Source organism: Massilia sp. BSC265, from assembly GCF_000740675.1.
Classification (GTDB): Bacteria; Pseudomonadota; Gammaproteobacteria; order Burkholderiales; family Burkholderiaceae_D; genus Telluria.
Window position 1 is genome coordinate 190,156 of record NZ_JPXI01000042.1, and the last position, 17,742, is coordinate 207,897.

A 17,742-nucleotide genomic window follows, 5' to 3' on the forward strand; every position below is an offset into this window, starting at 1 on the left:
CTTAGCCCCAGTCGATCTCGGCTTCGCGGCGCCGGATCTCGGCCCACACTGCGCGCTTGTAATCGTCGCCGGCGCTGCCCCAGGCAACGATCTCGTCGATCGTGCGCAGGCAGCCGCGGCACAGCTTGGTATCGGGCTCCATTTGGCACACGTTGATGCAGGGAGAAGGAACAGGGCTTTGCGATTCCGGTGCGCCTGGCGCGGGTGATTTCTGTGGCAGGGACATCAGATGAAGGCGCAGTCGAAGAACGGGTTAATTCAGAGACATTCCCACTATGGAGGAATGCCGATAAGGATTCAATTTTAATTCTGGTATTGGCTTATTGCCGGTCAATGACATTTGAAGCGGCCAGTGCTTTGCGCGCCAGCTTGTCGGAAAAGCGTTCCGTGTCGATCAAACAACGCTCGTGCGTCCCTTCGCAGACTTTTTCAAGCTCGTCCCAGGCTTCGACACGGAAGCGCACGCGCCGACCCTCGACTTCCAGCACCTCGCCACGAATCGTCAGCCGCATGCCCGGCAGTGTCGGCGCCAGGTGGCGGAAGCTCACCATGGTCCCCAGGCTCTGCTCCCGCGGCCAGTCGACATGGGGCATCATGCCATGCAAACAAGCAAGTTCCATCATGCCGACGAGATAGCCTGTCGCGAGCACGTCCGGCATGGCGCGGCAAAACAAGGTATCGTGGTAAAGCTGGGGCACGGTAGCGCGCTCCGGGACGGTGTAGTGCCATTCGAAGCGATGGCCGGGCTGGAAGGTGGGATGCATGCGTGAAGCTTAGCGCATGCGCGGCCACTTGGCTTGCTGCGGCAACACGGTTGCAAGGCTGCCGTAAGCATGGGCAGCGAGATTGCAAGCAATGGCACGAACAGGAGGGCCAATGAAGCTGAACAAGAAACTGATGGCACAGATGCGTGCCGCTACCCACTCGACGGTGCACTCGTTCCTGCACAAGGGTCCAGCGGCCGCCGATACCATGATCCAGGAAACGCTGAAAAATGCCACCGCGATGCAGCGCGAAGCCCAGCGCCAGATGCGCAGCGTGGGTGTGGGCTTGCCGGCGGCTGCCAGCGATCCCTTCGAAGCGGAGCTCGGCGTCAGCCAACCCGGAAAATTTATCGACGGTAGCCATACGAACCCGGCCGGCACGCGCGACTACAAGCTCTACGTTCCGGGCAGCTATGCCGGCCAACCAGTGCCGCTGCTGGTCATGCTGCACGGCTGCACCCAGGATCCGGAGGACTTCGCCAACGGCACCGGCATGAACGAGCTGGCGGAGGAAACACCCTGCCTGGTGCTGTACCCGGCGCAGAGCAAGGCAGCCAATCCCTCGCGCTGCTGGAACTGGTTCAACGCGGTCGACCAGCAGCGCGACCAGGGCGAGCCCTCGATCATCGCCGGCATGACGCGCGCGATCATGGAACAATATCTGGTCGATCCGGAACAGGTCTACGTGGCGGGCCTGTCGGCCGGCGGCGCGATGGCGACCATCATGGGAACGCTCTATCCTGACCTGTATGCGGCCGTGGGCGTGCATTCGGGGCTGCCGTTCGCGGCGGCGCACGACCTGCCATCGGCGCTGGCGGCCATGAAGGGCGAGTTTCGGCGCGCGGCGCTGGAAGCCCAGCGGCCCGGACGCCTGCTGCCGATCATCGTCTTCCACGGCGACCAGGACACCACCGTGCACCCGGTGAATGCCGACGAGCTCATCGCCCAGGGGGCGCTGCAGGCGGCACGCCGCGCGGCGGAGCCGGGCCGGGTGCCGGACGGCCATGCCTACACGCGCACCGTGCACCATCGCGAGGATGGAGCGGTGCATGCCGAGCACTGGCTGATCCACGGCGCAGGCCATGCCTGGTCGGGCGGGCGCGCGCGCGGCAGCTATACCGACGGACGCGGGCCGGATGCGAGCCGGGAGATGCTGCGCTTTTTTCGGACGCGGCGCTAACCGGCCCGGCGCTTCGTCTCCTCGGCCTCGATATGGGCACGCAGGCAGGCCGGGCACCAGCAGCCGGCAGCCTCTTGCGGCACCGGCACGGCAGGTGGCAGCGCCGTGCACCAGCAGGGTTCAAGGCTGCCCTGGGCCATGGCGCAGCCGAATTCGGCGCCGCAGCGGGTGCAGGTAGTCACGGGGGGCGCCCCGGTTGGAAACGTGCTCATGGTCGGGTACGGTGGGGATCGACCCCATAAAATACAACAAGACGCCATATAATCAGCACAAGTACTACGCTGTTGCCTTAAAATCTCGCGACATTTATTTTGGACCCTCCATGAACGCAACCTTGAGCAGCCTGAATACCGACGACCAACCCAGCGACCTGACCAAGGTGTCGCCGCAGATCAAGGCGCAGATCCTGGCCGAGGCGCTCCCCTACATCCGCAATTTCCACGGCAAGACCATCGTCATCAAGTACGGCGGCAACGCCATGACCGACGAGCGCCTGAAGCATGGTTTCGCACGCGACGTCATCTTGCTCAAGCTGGTGGGCATGAATCCGGTCGTGGTGCACGGCGGCGGTCCGCAGATCGACAATGCGCTGAAGAAGATCGGCAAGCAGGGTACCTTCGTGCAGGGCATGCGCATCACCGACGAAGAAACCATGGAAGTGGTCGAGTGGGTGCTGGGCGGTGAAGTCCAGCAGGACATCGTCATGCTGATCAACCACTACGGCGGCCAGGCCGTGGGCCTCACCGGCAAGGACGGTGGCCTGATCCGCGCCCGCCGCATGAGCATGCCGGACAAGGAAAAACCGGGTGAATTCCTGGACATCGGTTTCGTCGGCGAGATCGAGGCGATCAACCCTGCCGTCGTCAAGGCGCTGCAGGACGATGCCTTCATCCCGATCATCTCGCCGATCGGCTTCGGCCAGGACGGCCAGGCCTACAACATCAATGCCGACGTCGTCGCCGGCAAGATCGCCGAGATCCTGAAAGCCGAAAAGCTCATCATGATGACCAATATCGCCGGCGTCCAGGACAAGAACGGCAACCTGGTCACCGACCTGTCGGCACGCGAGATCGACGAGATGTTCGCGGACGGCACGATTTCAGGCGGCATGCTGCCGAAAATCTCGTCGGCACTGGACGCTGCGAAGTCGGGCGTCAATACCGTGCACATCATCGATGGCCGTATCGAACACAGTTTGTTGCTGGAAGTCTTGACCGAACAGGCATTTGGCACTATGATCCGGTCTCACTGATTTTTTGTGGCGGAAATTTTCGCCACAAAGAATACTCGGTTGTTTGTGGCGGGATTCCCGCCACAAGGAAAACCTCGAATGCCCTTGTAGCTCAGTGGTAGAGCACTCCCTTGGTAAGGGAGAGGCCACGTGTTCAATCCACGTCAAGGGCACCACTTCCCCCTGCAGTACCTCCCCTCAGTACACCCGCTCCACCTTGATGCCGCGCTTGCGCAGCAGCTCGGGCAGGCCGCGTTGTCCCAGCAGGTGCAGCAGTCCCACCGCCACCACCGCCTTGTCTTCGCGCGCCAGCAGCGCGGCCACCTTGTCCGCCATCGGTCCGTTGCGCTCGTCGAGCAGGATCTCGCGCGTGAATTTCCCAGTCAGGCTGTCGTCGCTTTCCACCCGTTGCATCAAGCCCTCCTGGGCCTCGCGGTCGGCGCGCTCGTAGGCCTCGAGCATCTCGCGCGTTTCGCGCAGCTGGCGGCCCGAGGCCATGTCTTCCAGCGCCTCTTCCAGCAGACGCCATTGCGCATCGATCGGCAGGCGGTTCAGCAGGGCCGCCTGGTACTGCATGGTCTCGAGCTCGGCGATGCGGGTCTTGCCTTTGCGCGCCAGCGTGGCGAGGTGGTCGTCGACGCCAAGGGTCGGGTCGTAGCCCAGCTTGACGGTATCGAACACGGCCAGCATCGTCACCAGCATCCAGGGCTTGAACTGTGCCACGGCGGCCGGATCGAGCCCCTGCTTGCGGAGCGCGCCTTCGATGCGCGCACGCCGTTCGGGCGCCAGGCCAGCGTAGCCTGGGCTGCCGGGCGGGAACATGCCGTGCTGCTGGACGGCGGCCTCCACGGCGGCAGGGTCGCCCTTCATGTCGATTTCCAACGCCAGCGTAGGCGCGGCCGCGACTGCCGCCCGGATGCGCGGCTCGAGGGGATAGAAGTCGGCGCGGCCGACGTGCATGGTGCCGTACAAGTGCAGCGTGTGGCCGTGTCCCGTCACCTTGAACAGCGCACCTCGCGCCGTGCCCGCTTCGGCGGCCAGCGCCTGGAACGCCATCAGGAACAGGCTGAGGAACACCACTATAATCGGATGTCGTCGCATTCATTTCCCCCTTGAGTTTCGCATCGTGCCAAATCATACCCTCCCCTCCCCCGTCTGGCTGTTCGACCTCGACAACACCCTGCACGATGCTTCGCATGCGATCTTCCCCGCCATCAGCGCCAACATGAACACCTATATCGCGCGCGTGCTGGGCGACGGCATCACGCCGGCCAGCCAGGCGCAGGTCGATGCGGCGCGCCTGGGCTACTGGAAGCGCTACGGCGCCACCCTGCTCGGCATGATCCGCCATCACGGCGTGTCGCCGGCCGACTTCCTGCACGTCACGCACGACATCGGCGCCCTCGACAAGCTGGTGCGTGCAGAAAAGGGGCTGGGTACCCTGCTGCGCCGCCTGCCGGGCCGCAAGATCCTGCTTACCAATGCGCCGACCCGCTATTCAACGGACGTGATGCGCCACCTGGGCCTGAGCCGCCATTTCGCGCACCACGTCGCGATCGAGCACATGCACGTGCACCGCCAGCTGCGCCCCAAGCCATCGAGCCTGATGCTGCGCCGCCTGCTGCGCAAGCACGGCGTGGCGGCGCGCCGCTGCATCCTGGTCGAAGACACGCTGGACAACCTGAAAAGCGCCAGCCGGCTCGGGCTGCGTACCGTGTGGGTGACACAGTACCTGCGCATGAGCGATCCGATCGGCAAAGCCGGGCCGCGCATCGGACCGCTGCCGCGGACCTTGAAACGCCCCGGTTACGTCGATGTCAAAGTAAAATCCGTGCGGCAGTTGCCTGCACGCTTGCACCGGCTGCGATAAGACAAATAACACTTACTAGGGATCACATGGCAAGTTCCAAGCCTGGGCAGCGCAAGCTGCAAATCCTCCAGGCCCTGGCCTCGATGCTCGAGCAGCCGAAGGGCGAAAAGATCACCACGGCGGCGCTGGCGGCGCGCCTGTCGGTATCGGAGGCGGCGCTGTACCGTCACTTCGCCAGCAAGGCGCAGATGTACGAAGGCCTGATCGAGTTCATCGAGTCCAGCGTCTTCGGCCTGATCAACCAGATCGCCGAGCGCGAAGAAGACGGTGTGCACCAGGCGCACGCGATCCTGCAGATGCTGCTGTCCTTCTCCGCCAACAATCCGGGCATGACCCGGGTGCTGATCGGCGACGCCCTGGTGGGCGAGGACGAGCGCCTGCAGCTGCGCATGAATCAGTTCTACGACAAGGTCGAGATGGCCTTCAAGGGCGCATTGCGGGTTGCCGTCACCCAGGGCCACGGCCTCGAGACCGACGTCGCCGCGCGCGCCAGCCTCTTGGTGAGCTACGTGACCGGGCGCTGGCACCGCTTCGCCAAGAGCGGCTTCAAGCAGAACCCGGCCGAAGGCACCGCCCTGCAGCTGTCGCTGCTGCTGGCGGCATAGAGGCTCAGCCCAGGCATCATCATGGACACCCAGGAAGTCTTCGCGCTGCTGGACGACGCCGGCGCCACTGGCGAGGCCCGTTCGCGCCTGTACAGCCGCCACGCCGGCACGCTTTGCTGCAGGGATGCCGCCGGCTGGCCGCTGCTGCTGCGCGGGCTGCAGGAGGGGCTGGCACGCGGCCTGTACGCGGTGCCGCTGCTCAGCTACGAGCTGGGCGCGCACCTGCAAGGCGTGCCGGCGCACCCGGGCGAGGGGGCGCTGGCGCAGGTGCTGCTGTTCGAACAGTGCGAGCAGCTCGAAAGCGCCCAGGTCGAGGCCTGGATCGCCACCCGTGCGCCGGCGAACGAACTGGCGGGCGTGGCCGGCATGACGCCCAACGTCGACGAAGCGGCCTTCACCGATGCCATCCAGCGCATCCGCGACTACATCGCCGCCGGCGACACCTACCAGGTGAACTACACCTACCGCCTGCGCTTCGAGACCTATGGCTCGCTCATCAAGCTGTATGCGCGGCTGCGGGAGCGCCAGCGCGTGCCCTACGGCGCCCTGGTGGCCCTGCCCGACGGCAGCGCCGTGCTCTCCTTTTCGCCCGAACTGTTCGTGCGCCACGAGGCCGGCAGGCTGCTGGCACGCCCGATGAAGGGCACGGCGCCGGCCAGCGGTGACGATGCCCTCGACGCAGAGCGTTCGCAGGCGCTCTCCCTGGATACCAAGAACCGCGCCGAGAACCTGATGATCGTCGACCTGCTGCGCAACGACCTGGGACGGGTCGCCGCGACCGGCAGCGTCGAAGTGCCGGCGCTGTTCGAGGTGCGCCGCTACGGCGGCGTGCTGCAGATGACCTCGACCGTGCAGGCGCGCCTGCGCGACGATGCCTCGCTGGAGCAGGTGTTCGCCGCGCTCTACCCCTGCGGCTCGATCACGGGCGCACCGAAGCGCCGCACGATGGAAATCATCCATGAACTCGAGCCCGCGGCGCGCGGCATCTATACCGGCGCGATCGGCTGGTTCGACCCGCCCCCGCCAGGCCAGGCCTTTGGCGCGGGCTTCGGCGATTTCTGCCTGTCGGTCCCGATCCGTACCCTGGTACTGGGCGCGCCCGATGGCGGCATCCGCAAGGGAGAGCTGGGAGTCGGCGCCGGCATCGTGTACGACAGCGATGCCGCTTCCGAATTCGCCGAATGCGCGCTCAAGGCGCGCTTCCTCACCGGCCTGCACAACGAGTTCGAGATCTTCGAGACCCTGCGCGCCTCCTCGGATGACGGCTGCCGCCACGTCGAGCAGCACCTCGACCGCCTGGCCGCTTCATGCCGTTACTTCGGCTATCCGTTCGACTATGGCGCCGCCCGCGCCGCCCTGAACGATGCCTGCCTGGCCCTGCCTCATGGCCAGCTGCACCGTCTGCGCCTGACGGTGGCGCATACCGGCGGGATGAGCGTGCAGGCGGGGCCGCTGGCGCCCCTGAGGGAGCCGGTGATGCTGTTGCTGGCGAAGGAAAGCACCTACTCGGGCGACGTCTTCCTGCGCCACAAGACGAGCGTGCGCAGCCGCTACGACGCGGCCTGGCGCGCCGCCGAGGCGCAAGGCGCCTTCGATGCCCTGTTCTTCAACGAGCGCGGGGAACTGACCGAGGGGGGACGCAGCAATGTATTCCTGCGCTTCGGCAGCGAGTGGATCACGCCGCCCTTGTCGAGCGGCGTGCTGCCGGGCGTGATGCGGGACATACTCCTGCATGCGCCGGCCTGGAACGCCAGCGAGGGCGTGATCACGCGCGAGATGCTGGCAGAGGCGGACGACATCGTCGTCTGCAATGCCTTGCGCGGGCCGCTGCGGGCGGTCCTGCTGGACGACCCGCAGGGCTGAAACAAGATCAGAAGCGGTAGCCGATCCCGAGGCCGACCAGCACCGGGTCCACATTCACCGTACTTGCCTTGGCGCGGCCGACCATCACGTCGCTGCGGAGGTTCACCTTCTTCACGTCGAGGTTGAGCGACCAGCGCGCATCGAGCCGGATGTCCACGCCCGCCTGCAGCGCCAGGCCCCAGCTGTCGTTCTCGAGGTCACCTGCGCCACCCAGCAGTTTCACCCGCGAGATGCGCGTGTAGTTGAGGCCTGCGCCCAAGTAAGGATTCACTTTCGCCTGCGGCGCAAAATGGTACTGGGCCGTCAAGGTCGGCGGCAGGTGGCGGAAGCTCCCGATGCGCGCACCGTCCAGGGTGACGTTGTGCTTCTGCGGATAGGTGAGGATCAGTTCGGCCGCCAGGTGTGGCGTGAAGAAGTAGGAGATGTCGACTTCCGGGATGGTCTTGCTGGCCACGTGGATGCGGTCCGCGGCGCCGGCGCCCGCCAGGGGCGCGGATTCGTTCGCCGGGTCGATGTGGACGGCGCGTGCACGCACCATCCAGTTGCTTTCCTGTGCCAGGGCCTGGGTGCCGGCGAGTGCGAGGGAGATCGCCAGCACGTGCTTCAACAAGGTGTTCATTTTTTCTTACCTTTCGTCATGTCATCAGTGACGGAGGTAAGAATATTGATGCAGCGCAAAAAAATCGTTGATGTAGATCAAATACCCACAATGCTAGAAAGGTTATTGGATCCCTGCCTCACATAGCGAGCGCCTGCTCGATCTTGCCGACCAGGACCGGATCTTCCGGCGTCACCTTGCTCGGGAAGTGTTCGAGCACCTTGCCGTCGCGGCCGATCAGGTACTTGGTGAAGTTCCACTTCGGCGCCTGGCCGGTGGCTTTCGTGAGACTGGCGTGCAGCGGATTGGCCTCGGGGCCAGTAACCGCGCTCTTGGCGAACATCGGGAACTTGACGCCGTAGGTGTTGAAGCAGAAGTCGGCGATCTCCTTCGCGCTTCCCGGTTCCTGCTTGCCGAAATCGTTCGAGGGGAAGCCCAGTACCACCAGGCCGCGGCCGCCGTATTTCGCGTACAGCTTCTCCAGCCCTTCGTACTGTTTGGTGAAGCCGCAGTAGCTGGCAGTGTTCACGACCAGCACCACCTTGCCGGCGTACTGGCACAGGTCCTGCGGGGCATCGTCCTGCAGGCGCTTGAAATTCTGCTTGAGGATGGCCGGGCAGCTCATCGGCATACGCGCGGCAGCCGGAGAAGCCGGCGTGGCGGCGGTCTGTGCGGCGGCCGGCAGCGCCGCGCCGGCGGCGGCAACGGTGGCAAACAGCAGGGCGGTGGTCTTGATCATGGCGGGATGTCCCCTGGTTGGTATGCCGCGATTGTAACGCAGCCAGCGCCATGCAAATACACGGCGGCGATTAGCCGTTCAGGCTGCGATGCTCGATCTTGATACAGTGGTTCATGACGACCTCGAGGCCGGCGGCGCGCGCGAGGTCGGCGGCGGCCTGGTTCTCGATGTCGAGCTGCATCCACAGGCAGCCGGCGCGCACGGCGATCGCGTCGCGCGCGATCGGCGGGATGTCTTCGGACTTGCGGAAGCAGTCGACGATGTCGATCCGCTGGCCGCCGCTGGCGAGGGTGTCGGCCGCGTCCTGCAGCGTGGCGTGGACTTTTTCGCCCAGGATGGTCTCGCCCGCATAGCTCGGGTTCACCGGCACGATGCGATAGCCGTGTTCCTGCAGGTAGGCGGCCACTTCGTGGCTGGCGCGGTCAGGCTTGTTCGACAGGCCGACGATGGCGATGGTCTTGCTGTCGCCGAGGATCTGGGCAATGCTTCTCATGGTCTTCATGGATGGGATAGGGGAGTCGCTCCTAGCTTATCAGATTTGCATCATCCGCGCGCAGGCTGGCGCGCCGCGTGCAAACGTGGAAAGATGCCGGCTCCTCTTTCATCGAACCGAACATGCGCCTGCCCTCCTTCTCCCTTGCCGCCCTTACCCTGTCGCTGGCCTTGCCGGCCCTTGGTGCCGAACCGCTTGCCGCGGTGGAGCGCGCCATCGTGCCCGTTGCAAGCTGGGGCGGTACCCCGGCCGATGCTTCAAAAGCGCGCCGCCACACCATTACCCAGATCACCCTGCACCACCAGGGCGAGCCCTTCAAGCCAGGGACCGATCCGCAGGCCTATCTGCGCCGGCTGCAATCGTGGTCGCGCACCAGCAAGGGCTGGCTCGACATCCCCTACCACTACGTCATCGACCTCGACGGCCGCGTCTACGAGGCGCGCAACATCGATTTCGCGGGCGACACCAATACCGAATACGACCCGAGCGGCCACGCCCTGATCGAGGTGGTCGGCAATTTCGAGGAAGTGGAGCCGAACCAGCGGCAGCTCGACGCGGTGGTCGATCTGATGGCGCTGCTGGCGGCGAAGTACAAGGTGTCGCTGGACGACATCCGCAGCCACCGCGACCATTCCGATAAAACCGTATGCCCGGGGGCGAACCTGTACCGCTACGTGAAGGAGGATTGGTTCCGGCACAAGGTGGCGCAGCGCCTGGCCGGCGAACAGGCTGCGAAACGGTAGGGTGGACGGCTTCGCCGTCCGCGCGTTCAACCAGCTTATAAAAGTCGAGCCGGCTGTTCATACTGCAGTTGAACGCGCGTGCGGCATAGCCGCACACCTTACGAACATCACAGGCGGCGCGCAGTAAAGTTGCGGCTGCCCTGCTTGAACTGCAGGCTTTGCCCCTCGAAGCTCAGCTCCGCGTCGACGTCGCGCGCAAAGAAGCGCGTCTCGCTCAAGGGGAAGATTTCGAGCCGGCGCTGGCCGGTCGGCTGCACGAAGTAGCGGCTTCCATCGCGCCGGACTTCCAGCACCATCCCTGGCTGCATCTCGTAGCGGCCGGCATGCGCGTCAAAAGCGGCGTCCGCGATCTTCGCCACGATCCGCGGCGGCGGCGCCTCGCCGCTGCGCGCATGCAGCAGCGCCCTGCCGTCCTGGTGGTAGGTCACGCCGGTCACCTTGCCGGCGGGGTTGCCAGCCTCGCGCTGGAACACGAACCAGTCCGCCGTATCCGGCACGAAGAACTCGCTGGCCGACATGGCTTTTAGCACCAGGGGGCCGCGGTTGGGGCGCAGCAAGGAGAGGAACTCGCCGTCGCGGCGGAAGACCCGCTGCGTGTCCTTGTCGAAGCTGTACACGCCCGCCACCGCGTCCAGCGCCGCGGCATCGAGCGCCACTTCCCGGAATTCCGGCAGCGGCTTGCCGATGGCGACGGCGGCCGCCCTGCGCGCCACCACATCCGGTACCACCGTGCCGGCGTCGCCGTTGGTCAGCACCGCCACGTACACGCCCTTGCTCGGGACCCGCAGGCCATAGGAGCGGAAGCCGCGCGTCGAACCGCTGTGGCCGATGGTCGGCTCGCCCTGGATCAGGGTGAGCTCCCAACCGTAGCCATAGTGGCTGTCCTTGCCGTCGCTTAGGCGGTAGGACGTGAAGGCGCGCTGCCAGGTGGCCGGCTTGAGCAGCTTCTTGCCGACGGCCGCATCCCATTTCGCCAAGTCGTCCACGGTCGACACCAGCTCGCCGCCGGCATAGGACTGGTTCTTGCCGAGCGGCCGGGCCGCACCGAAACCTTTTTCAAGCGGGGAGTGGCCAGCGGCGCTCGGCCACTTGCTGCGCTCATGGCCTTCGTAGGCGGTATGGTTCATCCCGAGCGGTACGAAGATGCGCTGCTCGAGGAACTGGTGGTAAGGCAGGCCGGACACCTTTTCGATGATGGCGCCGAGCAGGTAGTAGCCCGAATTGTTATAGCGCCAGGCGCTGCCCGGCTCGAACTGCAGCGGGTCGTTCTTGAAGGAGTCGATCTGGGCCGCCACCGTGGTGTCCTGCGGTGCCCGCTGTGCATAACCCGGCTTGCCGGTGTAGCTGACGATGCCCGAGGTATGCGTCAAGAGGTGCTCGATGGTGATCTTCCTGCCCTGGGTCGGGTAGTCCGGCAGGTACCTGGTGATCTCGTCCTCCACCGAGAGCTTGCCCTCGTCCGCCAGCAGCAGGATGCCGGTAGCGGTGAACTGCTTGGTCATCGAGCCGATGCGCATGGCCATCTCGGGCGTCATCTTGACGCCCTTGGTGGTGTCGGCCATGCCGTAGGCGCGGCGCAGGACGGTCTGGCCATCCTTCACGACCAGGACGACGCCGCCCGGCGCATCGAAGGGGAAGTAGGGAGCGACGGTCGCGTGCAGGCGGACGGACAGGTCCTCGAGGGCGCGCTTGTCGAGCGGCTTGCTCCGTGCGGTATCGGTGGCAAAGGCAAGCTGCGGCGCACACAGCAGCAGCGTCGCAGCGCAGATGGCAGTACGGATGAACATGGTCGGCATTCCTTTCTTGTCATGGCGTGCCGTGACTGTACGTACGCAGCCAGCCCTGCCGCAATCGGCAGCCGACAAGTGGTCGTCCGGATGGGTCGAGTGGTGCCTGGAAAGGGTCGAACGGGAGGCCTGGACCGACTAGGAAAGCTTGGCGTAGGTGAGGAACAGCCAGGTCACGGTCATCACGACGATGCCGGTGACGGTCACGCAGGAGCCGGTGAAGAACAGGGCCGACAGCATCGTGGCGGACATGACCCGCTCGAACAGGAAGCCGAGGGCGAAGTCGAAGGTGGCCAGCACCGACCAGCGCCGCATGTAGACCGGCAGGTAGCGGCTCATGCGCCGGTTATGCTCGCGCGCGGCGTGGCGTTCGTACAGGTCGCGCGCGGCGCTCACATCGCGGAACAGCCAGTCGAAGAAGAGGAAGCGGTAGAGGGTGCGGCCGAAGGATGCTTCGTGCGACACAGTCCCTTCGTCGTTTTGTTGTGGAGCAGTTGCCATGGTCGGCTCGTCGCAAGTGTGGCGATCGACCCATGCTAAGGCCGAACCAGGCGGCCATCAGTGCGCCATGCAACCTTGCGTCGACGGTGCGTGCGGCATATCACCGCCAGGTCGAGCAAAGAATAGCTAGCGGGCAATATTGCAGCTTTTGCGCAACGCATAGGAAAGCGCGACGCGGTGTCGGATCGATCGGCCTATACTGGCCCGGTACCACTTCGGGAGCGTACCATGAACCCTTCCAGGCTACTGTTCCCGGTCGTGCTTGCCCTGCCTCTTTCCCTGCCCCTGGCGGCGGCCGAACCGGTTCGTATCACGACGCAGATGAGCGGCCAGCTGGACGCCAATCCCTTCCTTCTCCAGCAAATGGGGGTGATCGACTTCGACGCCTACCCCGAGGGCCCGCTTCCATTCTCCCTGACGATCGACACCGTTGTCGACCCGGATGACACGCAAGACTGGTGCGGCGAAAACTGGTGCTATAGCTTACCGGCCGAGGTTTCCTACTCCTTCACGGTGGACGGCAGGACTATTGGCTTCACGGATAGCAATGACAGCACCCTGTTCGCATGGAGTTCAAACGGTTACCTGCACGGGATCAGCTACAGGACGGTCGACCTCCCTGAACCCGTAGGCTACTTCGTTTCCGTCGATGCTTGGGTAAATGGGCCAGAAGGCAGCTTCGGCGAGGATCCATTCGCTCCGAAACTGCTCGGCGGAGAGATGATCACGGGACGGGTCAATATTTCCATGTTGCCGCTCGATCCCGATATTCCGGTTACCTGGAGTGACCGAGGCCAGGCCGACAGCGTGAGCGTCCAGGTTAGCGTCGTGCCGGAACCCACAGGCGCAGGCATGCTGGCGGCGGGCTTGATTGCGCTGGTCGCCGCATACCGGCGGCGGGCGCCTTCCCTTCGTTATTGGCCAGGGTGAAATAAAAAGGCAGCCCGCAGGCTGCCTTTCTCGTTCCGCAAAGCGGATGCTGCTCAGCGTCCTTTCGAACGCAGCTTCTGGATCGCCGCCAGCTGCGCGATCGCCGCGGCCATTTCGGCCTGGGCTTTCGCGTAGTCGATGTTCGACTCCTTGTTCAGCATCATCTCTTCGGCCTGCTTCTTTGCTTCCAGTGCCTTCGCTTCGTCCAGGTCGCCACCGCGGATCGCGGTGTCGGCCAGCACGGTCACGCCGTTCGGCTGCACTTCGAGGATACCGCCCGCGACGAAGACGAACTCTTCGCCGCCGCCGGCTACCTGGATTCGTACAGCACCTGGCCTGATGCGCGTGATGAGGGGGGTGTGGCGTGGGTAGATACCCAGCTCACCCGCTTCACCCGGCAGCGCGACGAATTCGGCCTGGCCGGAGAAGATCTGCTCTTCGGCCGAGACCACGTCCACTTGAATCGTGTTTGCCATGTCTGTCTTTCAGGTGGGAAGAAGCCGGCTTAGGCAGCCAGTTTCTTGGCCTTTTCGATTGCTTCCTCGATGGTGCCGACCATGTAGAAGGCCTGCTCCGGCAGGTGGTCCAGTTCGCCCGACGCGATCATCTTGAAGCCCTTGATCGTGTCCTTCAGCGAAACGTACTTGCCCGGCGAGCCGGTGAACACTTCAGCGACGTGGAACGGCTGCGACAGGAAACGCTGCATCTTGCGAGCGCGTGCGACGACCAGCTTGTCTTCCGGCGCCAGTTCGTCCATGCCCAGAATCGCGATGATGTCACGCAGTTCCTTGTAGCGCTGCAGGGTGCCCTGCACGGCGCGCGCGGTGGCGTAGTGCTCTTCACCGACGACCAGCGGGTCCAGCTGGCGCGAGGTCGAGTCCAGCGGGTCCACTGCCGGGTAGATACCCAGCGAAGCGATGTCACGCGACAGAACGACGGTCGAGTCCAGGTGGGCGAAGGTGGTTGCCGGCGACGGGTCGGTCAAGTCATCCGCAGGGACGTACACGGCCTGGATCGAGGTGATCGAACCGGTCTTGGTCGAGGTAATACGCTCTTGCAGGCGGCCCATTTCTTCGGCCAGGGTCGGCTGGTAGCCCACCGCGGACGGCATACGGCCCAGCAGTGCCGACACTTCGGTACCGGCCAGGGTGTAACGGTAGATGTTGTCGACGAAGAACAGAACGTCCTTGCCTTCGTCACGGAACGCTTCCGCCATGGTCAGGCCGGTCAGTGCGACGCGCAGACGGTTGCCCGGCGGTTCGTTCATCTGGCCGTAGACCATCGCCACCTTCGAGTTGGTCGGGTTTTCCAGGTCGACGACCTTGGCGTCCGCCATCTCGTGGTAGAAGTCGTTACCTTCACGGGTACGCTCACCCACGCCGGCGAACACGGACAGACCCGAGTGCGCCTTCGCGATGTTGTTGATCAGTTCCATCATGTTGACGGTCTTGCCGACGCCGGCGCCGCCGAACAGGCCGACCTTACCGCCTTTTGCGAACGGGCAGACCAGGTCGATCACCTTGATGCCGGTTTCCAGCAGGTCGGTCGATGGCGACAGCTCGTCGTAGGCCGGCGCTTCGCGGTGGATCGATGCCATGCGCTCGTGGCTGACCGGGCCGCATTCGTCGATCGGGTTGCCCAGCACGTCCATGATGCGGCCCAGGGTCGGGGTGCCGACCGGAACCATGATCGGGTTGCCGGTGTTCTGGATGATCATGCCGCGACGCAGGCCTTCCGAGCTGCCCAGTGCAATGGTACGGACCACGCCGTCGCCCAGCTGCTGCTGGACTTCCAGGGTCAGTTCGGAGCCTTCCATTTTCAGTGCGTCGTACACTTTCGGCATGGCGTTACGCGGGAATTCCACGTCGACCACTGCGCCGATACACTGAACGATTTTGCCATCAGCCATTTTCGTTCCTTCAGATATAGTTAAATTCTTTTACTTTTGACCAGTCAGGGGCGCTTAGACAGCAGCCGCACCCGACACGATCTCGGAGAGTTCTTTGGTAATCGCTGCCTGGCGGGTCTTGTTATAGACCAGCTTCAAGTCGCTGATGACACTGCCGGCGTTATCGCTCGCGGCCTTCATCGCGACCATGCGCGCCGACTGCTCGGACGCCAGGTTTTCTGCAACCGCCTGGTACACCAGCGCTTCCACGTAACGCACCAGCAGTTCGTCGATGACGACGGCCGCTTCCGGTTCGTAGATGTAGTCCCAGCTGTGACCGCCCTGTTCCGCTTCCATGTGCTTGGCCGGCAGCGGCAGCAGTTGCTCGACCATCGGTTCCTGCTTCATCGTGTTGATGAACTTGGTGTAGCACAGGTAGACAGCGTCGAGCTTGCCTTCCTGGTACGCATCCAGCATCACTTTGACCGGCCCGATCAGCTTGTCCAGGTGCGGGGTATCGCCGAGCTGGGTCGCTTGCGAGACCAGCTTCATGCCCATGCGGTTCAGGAAACCCAGGCCCTTGTTGCCGATGGCGACTGCCTCGACGCGGTTGCCTGCCTGTTCCACTTCGCGCGCCTTCTGGGTCACCTGGCGCAGCACGTTGGTATTCATGCCGCCGCACAGACCCTTGTCGGTCGTGACGACGATGAAGCCGACAGCTTTGGCCTGCACGTCCTTGGCTTGCGCCATGAACGGGTGGGTGTACTCCGGGTTTGCGCCGGCAAGATTGGCGGTGATTGCACGAACCTTGTCACTGTAGGGACGGGCGGCGCGCATGCGGTCCTGCGCCTTGCGCATTTTCGATGCGGCGACCATTTCCATCGCCTTGGTGATCTTCTTCGTATTTTCTACGCTCTTGATCTTGCCACGAATCTCTTTGCCTACTGCCATGAGTCCTTACTCCTTCCGCGCACCGGCGCCGTGCTCACACGACGCCGGCTTGACGATTAATATGCGCCGGATTTCTTGAAATCAGCAATGGCGGCGGCCAGCGCAGCTTCGCCGTCCTTGTCCAGTTGCTTGGTTTCGTCGATCTTCGACAGCAGGGCGGCGTGGCTCGACTTCAGGAAGTTGTGCAGGCCGTGCTCGAACGGCAGCACTTTCTTGACTTCGATGTCGTCCAGGTAGCCCTTGTTGACGGCGAACAGCGATGCGGCCATCAGCGAGGTCGACAGCGGCGAGAACTGCGGCTGCTTCAGCAGTTCGGTCACGCGGGCGCCGCGGTCCAGCTGCTTGCGGGTCGATTCGTCCAGGTCCGAGGCGAACTGCGCGAACGCAGCCAGTTCACGGTACTGCGCCAGGTCGGTACGGATACCGCCCGACAGGCCCTTGATGACCTTGGTCTGGGCAGCGCCACCGACGCGCGACACCGAGATACCTGCGTTGATCGCAGGACGGATACCGGCGTTGAACAGCGAGGTCTCCAGGAAGATCTGGCCGTCGGTAATCGAAATCACGTTGGTCGGGACGAATGCCGAGACGTCGCCTGCCTGGGTTTCGATGATCGGCAGTGCGGTCAGCGAACCGGTCTTGCCGGTGACGGCGCCGTTGGTGAACTTCTCGACGTAGTCGGCGTTCACGCGTGCGGCGCGCTCGAGCAGACGGCTGTGCAGGTAGAACACGTCGCCCGGGTAAGCTTCGCGGCCCGGTGGGCGGCGCAGCAGCAGCGAAATCTGGCGGTAGGCAACTGCCTGCTTCGACAGATCATCATAGACGATCAGTGCGTCTTCGCCGCGGTCGCGGAAGTATTCGCCCATCGCGCAGCCCGAGTAGGCCGAGATGTACTGCATTGCGGCCGATTCCGAAGCGGAAGCGGCGACAACGATGGTGTACTCCATCGCGCCGTGCTGTTCCAGCGAGCGGACGATGTTCTTGATGGTCGATGCCTTCTGGCCGATTGCGACGTACACGCAGGTGACGCCCTGGCCCTTCTGGTTGATGATCGCGTCGACAGCCACGGCCGACTTGCCGGTCTGGCGGTCGCCGATGATCAGCTCGCGCTGGCCACGGCCGATCGGCACCATCGCGTCGATCGACTTGATACCGGTCTGCATCGGCTGCGAGACCGATTCACGGGCGATGACGCCTGGGGCGATCTTTTCGATCGGCGCGGTCAGGGTGGTAGCGATCGGACCCTTGCCGTCGATCGGCTGGCCCAGTGCGTTGACCACGCGGCCACGCAGTTCCGGACCGATCGGCACTTCCAGGATACGGCCGGTGGTCTTGACGTTGTCGCCTTCCGAGATGTGCTCGTAGGCGCCCAGGATGACGGCGCCGACGGAGTCGCGCTCGAGGTTCATCGCCAGGCCGAAGGTGTTGCCAGGGAATTCCAGCATCTCGCCCTGCATCACGTCCGACAGACCATGGATGCGGCAGATACCGTCGGCGACGGAGATCACCGTGCCTTGATTGCGAACTTCAGCCGAACCTTCCAGACCCTGGATGCGGCTCTTGATCAGTTCGCTGATTTCAGAAGAATTAAGTTGCATG

The 17,742-nt window shown here is 64.2% G+C and carries 20 protein-coding genes and 1 tRNA gene; 8 read left to right on the top strand and 13 right to left on the bottom strand.

Annotated features, from left to right (window positions below):
• Position 1 precedes the first annotated feature (1 nt).
• Entirely contained in the window at positions 2 to 142 is a 141-nt protein-coding gene (locus MA09_RS25615; RefSeq protein WP_373887864.1) for a DUF1289 domain-containing protein, read from the bottom strand.
• Positions 143 to 320: 178 nt separating this feature from the next.
• The gene (locus tag MA09_RS21905; protein ID WP_036253120.1) at positions 321 to 764 is read right to left on the bottom strand and encodes a thioesterase family protein; all 444 of its coding nucleotides are present in this window, start codon (positions 762 to 764) and stop codon (positions 321 to 323) included.
• A gap of 112 nt (positions 765 to 876) precedes the next feature.
• Here MA09_RS21905 and MA09_RS21910 point away from each other — a divergent pair, with 112 nt between their 5' ends.
• On the top strand, positions 877 to 1,944 hold the full coding sequence (locus MA09_RS21910) for a PHB depolymerase family esterase (RefSeq protein WP_036253122.1): 1,068 nt from the start codon (positions 877 to 879) through the stop codon (positions 1,942 to 1,944).
• Here MA09_RS21910 and MA09_RS21915 read toward each other — a convergent pair.
• Positions 1,941 to 2,156: a cysteine-rich CWC family protein gene (locus tag MA09_RS21915; RefSeq protein WP_051933695.1), complete on the bottom strand. Its 216-nt coding sequence runs from the start codon at positions 2,154 to 2,156 to the stop codon at positions 1,941 to 1,943. The genes MA09_RS21910 and MA09_RS21915 overlap by 4 nt on opposite strands.
• Positions 2,157 to 2,266: 110 nt before the next feature.
• On the opposite strand from MA09_RS21915, the gene argB reads away from it, so the two are divergent.
• Positions 2,267 to 3,196 carry an acetylglutamate kinase gene (gene argB / locus MA09_RS21920; RefSeq protein ID WP_036253127.1) on the top strand — a complete coding sequence of 310 codons (930 nt, stop codon included), beginning with the start codon at positions 2,267 to 2,269 and terminating at the stop codon, positions 3,194 to 3,196.
• A gap of 80 nt (positions 3,197 to 3,276) precedes the next feature.
• Positions 3,277 to 3,351, top strand: a tRNA-Thr gene (locus tag MA09_RS21925).
• Positions 3,352 to 3,373: 22 nt separating this feature from the next.
• Here MA09_RS21925 and MA09_RS21930 read toward each other — a convergent pair.
• Positions 3,374 to 4,276, bottom strand: coding sequence for a TraB/GumN family protein (locus MA09_RS21930; protein ID WP_036253129.1), 903 nt, complete (start codon positions 4,274 to 4,276; stop codon positions 3,374 to 3,376).
• 25 nt (positions 4,277 to 4,301) lie between these two features.
• On the opposite strand from MA09_RS21930, the gene MA09_RS21935 reads away from it, so the two are divergent.
• Genes MA09_RS21935 through pabB form a run of 3 tightly spaced genes read left to right on the top strand, consistent with a single transcriptional unit; the run spans position 4,302 to position 7,513 of the window.
• Positions 4,302 to 5,045 carry a pyrimidine 5'-nucleotidase gene (locus tag MA09_RS21935; RefSeq protein WP_036253131.1) on the top strand — a complete coding sequence of 248 codons (744 nt, stop codon included), beginning with the start codon at positions 4,302 to 4,304 and terminating at the stop codon, positions 5,043 to 5,045.
• Between the two features lie 26 nt (positions 5,046 to 5,071).
• The gene (gene slmA / locus MA09_RS21940; RefSeq protein WP_036253133.1) at positions 5,072 to 5,650 is read left to right on the top strand and encodes a nucleoid occlusion factor SlmA; all 579 of its coding nucleotides are present in this window, start codon (positions 5,072 to 5,074) and stop codon (positions 5,648 to 5,650) included.
• Positions 5,651 to 5,671: 21 nt separating this feature from the next.
• Positions 5,672 to 7,513, top strand: a complete 1,842-nt coding sequence (gene pabB, locus MA09_RS21945; RefSeq protein ID WP_036253135.1) for an aminodeoxychorismate synthase component I — start codon at positions 5,672 to 5,674, stop codon at positions 7,511 to 7,513.
• 7 nt (positions 7,514 to 7,520) lie between these two features.
• Here pabB and MA09_RS21950 read toward each other — a convergent pair whose 3' ends face one another.
• The 3 genes from MA09_RS21950 to MA09_RS21960 form a co-directional block, all read right to left on the bottom strand.
• The gene (locus MA09_RS21950) at positions 7,521 to 8,132 is read right to left on the bottom strand and encodes an OmpW family protein (protein WP_152594758.1); all 612 of its coding nucleotides are present in this window, start codon (positions 8,130 to 8,132) and stop codon (positions 7,521 to 7,523) included.
• A 118-nt stretch (positions 8,133 to 8,250) separates the two neighbouring features.
• Complete coding sequence (locus MA09_RS21955) at positions 8,251 to 8,850, bottom strand: glutathione peroxidase (RefSeq protein WP_036253137.1); 600 nt, start codon at positions 8,848 to 8,850, stop codon at positions 8,251 to 8,253.
• 70 nt (positions 8,851 to 8,920) lie between these two features.
• Entirely contained in the window at positions 8,921 to 9,343 is a 423-nt protein-coding gene (locus MA09_RS21960) for a CoA-binding protein (protein ID WP_036253139.1), read from the bottom strand.
• A gap of 77 nt (positions 9,344 to 9,420) precedes the next feature.
• Here MA09_RS21960 and MA09_RS21965 point away from each other — a divergent pair, with 77 nt between their 5' ends.
• Entirely contained in the window at positions 9,421 to 10,086 is a 666-nt protein-coding gene (locus MA09_RS21965; protein WP_229440819.1) for a peptidoglycan recognition family protein, read from the top strand.
• A 107-nt stretch (positions 10,087 to 10,193) separates the two neighbouring features.
• Here MA09_RS21965 and MA09_RS21970 read toward each other — a convergent pair whose 3' ends face one another.
• Together MA09_RS21970 and MA09_RS21975 are read right to left on the bottom strand one after the other, a co-directional pair.
• On the bottom strand, positions 10,194 to 11,873 hold the full coding sequence (locus tag MA09_RS21970) for a serine hydrolase (protein WP_051933697.1): 1,680 nt from the start codon (positions 11,871 to 11,873) through the stop codon (positions 10,194 to 10,196).
• Positions 11,874 to 12,011: 138 nt separating this feature from the next.
• Positions 12,012 to 12,374: a hypothetical protein gene (locus MA09_RS21975; protein ID WP_152594759.1), complete on the bottom strand. Its 363-nt coding sequence runs from the start codon at positions 12,372 to 12,374 to the stop codon at positions 12,012 to 12,014.
• Positions 12,375 to 12,602: 228 nt separating this feature from the next.
• Between MA09_RS21975 and MA09_RS21980 the strand changes: the two genes are divergently transcribed.
• Positions 12,603 to 13,304 carry a hypothetical protein gene (locus MA09_RS21980; RefSeq protein ID WP_152594760.1) on the top strand — a complete coding sequence of 234 codons (702 nt, stop codon included), beginning with the start codon at positions 12,603 to 12,605 and terminating at the stop codon, positions 13,302 to 13,304.
• A 53-nt stretch (positions 13,305 to 13,357) separates the two neighbouring features.
• Here the strand turns inward: MA09_RS21980 and MA09_RS21985 are convergent, their stop codons facing one another.
• Genes MA09_RS21985 through atpA form a run of 4 tightly spaced genes read right to left on the bottom strand, consistent with a single transcriptional unit; the run spans position 13,358 to position 17,741 of the window.
• Entirely contained in the window at positions 13,358 to 13,780 is a 423-nt protein-coding gene (locus MA09_RS21985) for a F0F1 ATP synthase subunit epsilon (protein WP_036253145.1), read from the bottom strand.
• A gap of 29 nt (positions 13,781 to 13,809) precedes the next feature.
• Complete coding sequence (gene atpD / locus MA09_RS21990) at positions 13,810 to 15,213, bottom strand: F0F1 ATP synthase subunit beta (RefSeq protein ID WP_036253147.1); 1,404 nt, start codon at positions 15,211 to 15,213, stop codon at positions 13,810 to 13,812.
• Positions 15,214 to 15,267: 54 nt separating this feature from the next.
• Positions 15,268 to 16,143: a F0F1 ATP synthase subunit gamma gene (gene atpG, locus MA09_RS21995; protein WP_036253149.1), complete on the bottom strand. Its 876-nt coding sequence runs from the start codon at positions 16,141 to 16,143 to the stop codon at positions 15,268 to 15,270.
• Between the two features lie 56 nt (positions 16,144 to 16,199).
• Positions 16,200 to 17,741, bottom strand: coding sequence for a F0F1 ATP synthase subunit alpha (gene atpA, locus MA09_RS22000; RefSeq protein ID WP_036253151.1), 1,542 nt, complete (start codon positions 17,739 to 17,741; stop codon positions 16,200 to 16,202).
• Position 17,742 lies beyond the last annotated feature (1 nt).